Origin of the sequence: Streptomyces sp. WAC06614, assembly GCF_003949795.1 — a bacterium.
GTDB lineage: Bacteria > Actinomycetota > Actinomycetes > Streptomycetales > Streptomycetaceae > Streptomyces.
In genome coordinates this window covers 20,476-27,083 of the sequence record NZ_RPRY01000071.1, presented here as the reverse complement: position 1 = coordinate 27,083, position 6,608 = coordinate 20,476, and the positions used below count along the sequence as shown (strand labels likewise).

Annotated in this window: 5 protein-coding genes; 4 read left to right on the top strand and 1 reads right to left on the bottom strand. The window is 72.3% G+C overall.

Translation table 11 applies throughout. From position 1 onward, the window contains the following. Nucleotides 1–184: 184 nt before the first annotated feature. The 4 genes from EF918_RS12655 to EF918_RS12640 all read left to right on the top strand — a co-directional run bounded on the left by EF918_RS12655 (nt 185) and on the right by EF918_RS12640 (nt 5,335). Nucleotides 185–538 carry a chorismate mutase family protein gene (locus EF918_RS12655; RefSeq protein ID WP_125644896.1) on the top strand — a complete coding sequence of 118 codons (354 nt, stop codon included), beginning with the start codon at nt 185–187 and terminating at the stop codon, nt 536–538. Further along, a complete protein-coding gene (gene pabB, locus EF918_RS12650) occupies nt 535–2,628 on the top strand; it encodes an aminodeoxychorismate synthase component I (protein ID WP_125644894.1) in 2,094 nt (697 codons plus the stop codon). The genes EF918_RS12655 and pabB overlap by 4 nt, the downstream gene beginning before the upstream one ends. Further along, complete coding sequence (locus EF918_RS12645) at nt 2,625–3,503, top strand: prephenate dehydrogenase (RefSeq protein ID WP_125644892.1); 879 nt, start codon at nt 2,625–2,627, stop codon at nt 3,501–3,503. Before pabB ends, EF918_RS12645 begins: the two co-directional genes overlap by 4 nt. 149 nt (nt 3,504–3,652) lie before the next feature. After that, the gene (locus EF918_RS12640) at nt 3,653–5,335 is read left to right on the top strand and encodes a class I adenylate-forming enzyme family protein (protein WP_125644890.1); all 1,683 of its coding nucleotides are present in this window, start codon (nt 3,653–3,655) and stop codon (nt 5,333–5,335) included. Between the two features lie 193 nt (nt 5,336–5,528). Here the strand turns inward: EF918_RS12640 and EF918_RS12635 are convergent, their stop codons facing one another. Further along, on the bottom strand, nt 5,529–6,572 hold the full coding sequence (locus EF918_RS12635) for a histidinol-phosphate transaminase (protein WP_260610120.1): 1,044 nt from the start codon (nt 6,570–6,572) through the stop codon (nt 5,529–5,531). Between the last annotated feature and the right edge of the window lie 36 nt (nt 6,573–6,608).

Genomic DNA, 6,608 nt, shown 5'->3' with positions numbered 1-6,608 from the left:
GTACAGCGCGGAGGCCTGCGCCCGGCCCCCGGCCGCTCCCTCACGGCCGCCCCTCCCCTCGGCTCGCGAATGCGCAGTGCGCATTCGCGAGCCTTGGCGTCCCTTCTCCGCGCCGCCCCCGCCGGGCGAGAGTGCTTGCGTGAACCGAATTCCGTGAGCCGGAGAGACCGGGGAGGTAGGGGTCATGAATGGCACGGCGCAAGCCACTGCCGATATAGACGAGTTGCGCGCGCGGCTGGACCGGATCGACGAGCGGCTTCTCGAAGAATTGCGGGCCCGGATCGAGATCTGTGTGGAGATCGCCCGCGTGAAGAAGGACCAGGGAATCCCCATGATGCAGCCGCACCGCATCGGGCTGGTCCAGGAAAGGGCCGCGGCGTTCGGGACCGAGCACGGCATCGACCTCGTATTCCTTCGCCGGCTCTACGACCTGGTCATCGAGGAGACCTGCCGGGTCGAGGACCTCGTCATCGCGGGGAGCCGGGCCGACGGCCCGGCCGGTGCCTCCCCCTCCACCGTCACCGGGAGCGCGGTATGAGGACCCTGCTGATCGACAATCACGACTCCTTCACCTACAACCTCTACCAACTGCTGGGCGAGGTCAACGGTGTCCCGCCGGTCGTGGTCCCGCACGAGACCGACTGGTCGACGCTCGACATGGCGGACTACGACGCCATCGTCGTCTCCCCCGGCCCCGGCCGGCCCGAGCGCGAACGGGACTTCGGCATCAGCCGCCGCGCCATCCTGGACAGCGGCCTGCCGGTGCTCGGCGTCTGCCTGGGCCACCAGGGCATCTGCCACCTCTTCGGCGGCGCGGTGGGGCACGCCCCGCTGCCCATGCACGGCCGGATCTCCTCGATCACGCACGACGGAAGCGAACTCTTCGCCGGGATCCCCTCGCCCTACGACGTGGTCCGCTACCACTCCCTGGCCGCCATCGAGCTCCCCGAGGAGCTGGAGCCGACCGCCTGGACCGCCGACGGCGTGGTCATGGCGGTGCGCCACCGCTCGCTGCCGGTGTGGGGCGTGCAGTTCCACCCCGAGTCCATCAGCAGCGAGTACGGCCGCGAGCTGCTCGCCAACTTCCGTGACCAGGCCCTCGCCTACGCCGCCCGGCCCGCCGGGCAGACCGCGGCGGACCGTACGGGCGCGTACCGGGTGCACGTGGAGAAGCTGGGCCTGCTGCCCGACGCCGAAACCGTCTACCGCGAGCTGTTCGCCGGCAACGACCACGGATTCTGGCTCGACAGCAGCAGCGTCATCGAGGGCCTGTCGCGTTTCTCCTTCATGGGCGACGGCACCGGCCCGCTCTCGGAATACCTCACCTACCAGGTACTGGAGCGCACCGTCCGGGTGCACCGGCCGGGGGGCCGTGACGAACTCGTCGCGCAGAGCGTGTTCACGTATCTCGAGGACCAGTTGGCCAAGCGCCGCATTCCGGTGCCCGAGGGCCTGCCCTTCGAATTCAACCTCGGTTACGTGGGATATCTCGGCTACGAACTGAAGGCCGACAGCTCGGGGCAGGAGGCGCACAAGGCCGACACCCCCGACGCCGCGCTGCTGTTCGCGGACCGGATGGTGGCCTTCGACCACGCCGAGGGCGCCACGTACCTGCTGGCGCTGTCCGCCGACGGGGACGCCGGGTCCGCCCGGGAGACCCGCGGCTGGCTGGACCGTACGGCGGCCCGGCTGCGTGCGCTCGGCCCGGCCGCGGCCGTGGCGGAGGGCGGCCCGCGGACGTTCGCCACCACCGGGATGACCGACCCGGCGCTGACCGGGCTGGTCTCCCTGCGGCACGACCGCGAGGGCTACCTGAGCCGGATCGCCGAGATCCACCAGGAGATCCACGACGGTGAGAGCTACGAGGTCTGCCTGACCAACCAGGTCACCATGCAGGCGCGGCTCGACCCGCTGGAGACGTTCGCGGAGCTGCGCCGGATCAGCCCCGTCCCGTACGGCGCGCTGCTGGACTTCCCCGGGGTCGCCGTGCTGAGCGCCTCCCCGGAGCGGTTCATGACGGTCGGCACCGACCGGACCGCCGAGTCCAAGCCGATCAAGGGCACCCGGCCGCGCGGTGCCACGCCGGCGGAGGACGAGGCGCTGCGGCAGGACCTGCTCGACAACGAGAAGGACCGGGCCGAGAACCTGATGATCGTGGATCTGATCCGCAACGACCTCAACATCGTCTCCGAGGTCGGTTCGGTCCACGTGCCCAAGCTCTTCGACGTGGAGACGTACGCGCCGGTGCACCAGCTGGTGTCGACGATCCGCGGCACCCTGCGCGACGGCGAGTCCGCGGTCTCCGCGGTCCGGGCGGCCTTCCCGGGCGGCTCGATGACCGGGGCGCCGAAGGTCCGCACGATGGAGATCATCGACCGGCTGGAGGAGGGCGCCCGCGGTGTCTACTCCGGTTCGCTCGGCTGGTTCTCGCTGGGCGGCGCGGCCGACCTGAACATCGTCATCCGCACGCTGGTCGCCACCGAGGACCGGGTCACGTTCGGGGTGGGCGGCGCCGTGATCGCGCTCTCCGACCCGGACGAGGAGTTCGAGGAGACGGTGGTCAAGTCCCGTGCCATGGTCCAGGCGGTCGTCAGCACCGCCCTGCAGCCCGCCGGGAGCACGGCGTGATCCGCCGTGCGGTGATCGTCGGCGGTCAGGGTGCGGTGGGGCGGCTGTTCACCGAACGGCTGCTGGGCAGCGGGATCCAGATCGTCGTGGTGGACCCGGCCGGGGCGGGCACGCCCGCCCCGGGCGGTGCCCGCCGCATCCACGGTGACATCACCGACGTCTCGCCGCAGCTGGCGAGGGAGCTGGGCAAGGCCGACATGGTCGTCCTGGCGGTTCCCGAGCCGGTGGCGCTGGCCGCCGTCAAGGGGGTGGCGGCCGCGCTGCGGCCGGGTGCCCTGCTGGTGGACACGCTGTCGGTGAAGCAGCGGGTGGACGAGGAGTTCCGGGCGCACCTGCACGGGGTGGAGGCCGTGGGCCTGAATCCCATGTTCGCCCCGGCGCTCGGCTTCGAGGGCCGGGTGGTCGCGGCGTCGGTGGCGTTCGACGGGCCGCTGACCGCCGAGCTGCTGAAGCTGGTGGAGTCGTGGGGCGGCCGGATCGTCCGGGTCGAGGCCGCCGAGCACGACCGGCTGACGGCCGTGTCGCAGGCGCTGACCCACGCCACCGTGCTGTCGTTCGGGCTGGCCCTGTCGAAGATGGGCACCGACGTGGAGGAGGTGGCGCGGATCGCGCCGCCGCCGCACAAGACGCTGGCCTCGCTGCTGGCCCGGGTGTCCTCCGGCACGCCGGAGGTGTACTGGGACGTGCAGGCGGCCAATCCGCAGGCCGTCGACGCCAGGTCCGCTCTCGCGGAGGCTGCCCGCCGGCTGGCCGACACCGTCAAGGACGGGTCGGAGGAGGACTTCGCCGCGCTCATGGGCAAGGTCCGGGGCGCCCTCGGCGCCGAGCTGGACAACTACCGCGAGCTGTGTGCGCGGATCTTCGCCAACGTGTGACGTACGGCCCCGCACCCCTGGGGCTGCTTTCCACCGCTCCGCACCGCGGGCCGGCCGTGGCCGGTCGCGCCACGCGGCGGAGCCGCAGATCAAGAACAGCCTCGCGTCCCCGACGGGGCGCCCTTCCCCTCACCCGAGAGAGGCACGACATGACCGACTCCCGTACGGGCTTTGCTCCGACCGTTCTGGACCCCGCGCAGCGGGCGGCGCTGGCTGCCGACACCACGGTCGGCGGCGGCAACCTGCTGCGGTCCGCCCTCAAGTGGAGCCCGAGCCCGACGACCCGCTTCATCCACTCCACCCGGCCGATCACCGACCTGGACGGTGTCGAGCAGCACGACTGGAGCCTGGCCGAGGTGGATGCGCTGGCACAGGCGTGGTCCGCCTGGTACCTGGCGCAGGGTGTGCAGCCCAAGGACCGGGTCGCGGTCTGGTTCGAGGACTCGTTCGCCTACTCGGTGCACTTCTACGCCCTGGCCCAGATCGGCGCCATCGCCGTCCTGATCAACAGCAAGGCCACCGCACCGATCGCCGAGTCGCTGATCGAGCAGACCGCGCCCGTCGGCCTCTACGCCGACCGCGGCCGGCTGGCCGGCCTGCGCGCCGAGAGCGACATCCTCGACGGGCTGGCCTGGGTCCAGGAGGAGGAGGAGCTGCCGGCTCCGCCGGCCGGGACGCTGGCCGAGGGCCAGTACTGGCAGCACGTGTCGGAGGACCCGGTCGTCATCCTGCACTCCTCCGGCACCACCGGGCGGCCGAAGCCGACCATCCACACGCACGGCACGATCGTGGCCGGCCCGCAGTTCCGGCTGGTCGACTTCAAGGAGCAGCCGGGCGCGCTGATGCTCACCGCGCTGCCGCAGTCGCACCTGGGCTGCATCGCCTTCACCGTGTACGCGGTGATCGCGGGCACCCCGCTGGTGGCGCACAGCGACCGCAGCGGTGAGGAGCTGGCGGCGGCCGTGGCCGAGCACAGGCCGACCGCGGTGATGGCCTTCGCGCACTCGTACGCGGAGCTGGCGGCGCTGGAGAACGCGGGCGGCCGGCTGGACAGCGTCAACGCGTGGGTGTCCATCGGTGACGCCGTGCACCAGGCGCACATCACCGCCACCCTGAACCACCGCTCCGAGCACCTGCCGTCGGCGCAGTTCTTCGACCGGCTCGGCACCACCGAGCTGGGCTGGGGCGTGCTGCTGAAGATCCGTACCAAGGACTCGGTGCGCAACGACCGGTGCGCCGGTCAGCCGGTGGGCGTCGCCGAGGTGGCGGTGCTGCGCAAGGACGGCAGCCACGCGGACGTCGGCGAGGTCGGCTTCCTGGCGGCCCGCGGCCCGGCCATCACCCCGGGGTACTGGGGCGACTCGGACACCACGTACCGCTACAAGCTGGCCGGTCACTGGCTGCCGGGCGACATGGCGTACAAGGACGAGAACGGCGACTTCTACCTGGTGGACCGGGCCGCCGACCAGATCCGCACGGCCGACGGCCCGGCGTACTCCACGCTGATGGAGGAGGTCCTGCTCAACGACGTGCCCGAGTTCGACGACGTCGCCGTGATCGCGGGCACCGAGGACGGGGCCGTGGTCCCGGTCGCGGTGGTGACCACGCAGGAGGCGGAGGTCGACGCGGAGAAGCTGCTGCTGCGCGCGAACGAGGCGCTGGCGGCGGCCGGGCAGCCGGCCCTGCGGCTGCTGGAGGTCGCGGCCACCGAGGCGGACTTCCCCGTCGGGGTCACCGGCAAGGTGCTCAAGCGCAAGCTGCGCGAGAAGTACGCGGACCTGACCGCGTACCTGCGCGAGGGCGCCGGCAAGTCGCTCGCCACGGCGGGCTGATCAAGACCCCCCTGTCCCGGCCCGGCGAGGGGCAGGCCGGGACAGGGCCGGGTGGTACGGGGCTCGGCCCCGCTCGCCCCCCAGCTCGAAGGGCCGGACCCCGATGGGGCCCGGCCCTTCGGGGCGGACGGCGGAACGGACGGAGCAGGCGGAGCGGGACGAGCAGACGAGCAGACGGAACGGACCGTACGGATCAGCGGACGGTGACGGTACGGGCGAAGGAGGTGGCGGCGGTGAGTGCGGCGGTGTTGGCCTCGGGAGTGCCGATGGTGAGCCGGATCCCCTCGCCGGGGAAGGCGCGTACGGCCACGCCGGCGGCGGTGCACGCGGCGGCGAAGGCCTCGGTGTCCTCGCCCAGCGGCAGCCACACGAAGTTCGCCTCGCTGTGCGGGACGGGCAGGCCCAGGTCCCGCAGGGCGGTCGCGGTCCGGTCCCGCTCCTTGACCAGCAGCTCGACGCGCTCCAGCAGCTCGTCCTCGGCCGCCAGCGAGGCCACGGCGCCGGTGTGGGCGGCCGCGGTGACGCCGAAGGGCGTGGCGGAGGAGCGGATGACGGCGGCGAGGGGCTCATGGGCGACCGCGTAGCCGATCCGCAGGCCGGCCAGGCCGTAGGCCTTGGAGAAGGTACGGACGACGACCAGGTTCGGGCGGTCGCGGTAGAGCGCGATGCCGTCGGGCGAGTCGAGGTCGGTGACGAACTCCCGGTAGGCCTCGTCGAGGACGACGGTCACCTCGGCGGGGACACGGTCGAGGAAACGTTCCAGCGCGGCGCGGCCGACCACGGTGCTCGTGGGGTTGTTCGGGTTGCAGACGAGGACCACCTTGGTGCGCGGGCCGATCGCGTCGGCCAGGGCGTCGAGATCGTGGGTCTCGTCCTGGAGCGGGACCGTCACGGCCACGCCCCGGTTCATCGCCGTCAGATGCGGATAGGCCTCGAACGAGGGCCAGGCGAAGGCGACTTCGTCGCCGTCGCGGACCAGGGAGTGCAGCAGGTGCTGGAGCACGCCGCAGGAGCCCGCGCCCATCACGACATGGCTCTCGGGGACGTCGAGGCGGGCGGCCAGGGCGGCGGTCACCTCGGTGTGGAAGCGGTCGGGGTAGCGGTGGGCGCGCCCGGCGGCCTCTTCGAGCGCGGCGCGCACCGACGGCAGCGGCGGGTAGGGGTTCTCGTTGGCGTTGAGCTGGTACACCGGTGGGTTTCCCTTCGTGGGTGGAGTGGCACGGGTGGACGGGGACAGGGACAGGGCCGCGAACAGGGACGTCGCGGACGGGCA

Coding starts and splice junctions, on each gene's coding strand:
- EF918_RS12640 (WP_125644890.1), top strand. CDS start 3,653: ATGACCGACTCCCGTACGGGCTTTGCTCCGACCGTTCTGGACCCCGCG.
- pabB (WP_125644894.1), top strand. CDS start 535: ATGAGGACCCTGCTGATCGACAATCACGACTCCTTCACCTACAACCTC.
- EF918_RS12655 (WP_125644896.1), top strand. CDS start 185: ATGAATGGCACGGCGCAAGCCACTGCCGATATAGACGAGTTGCGCGCG.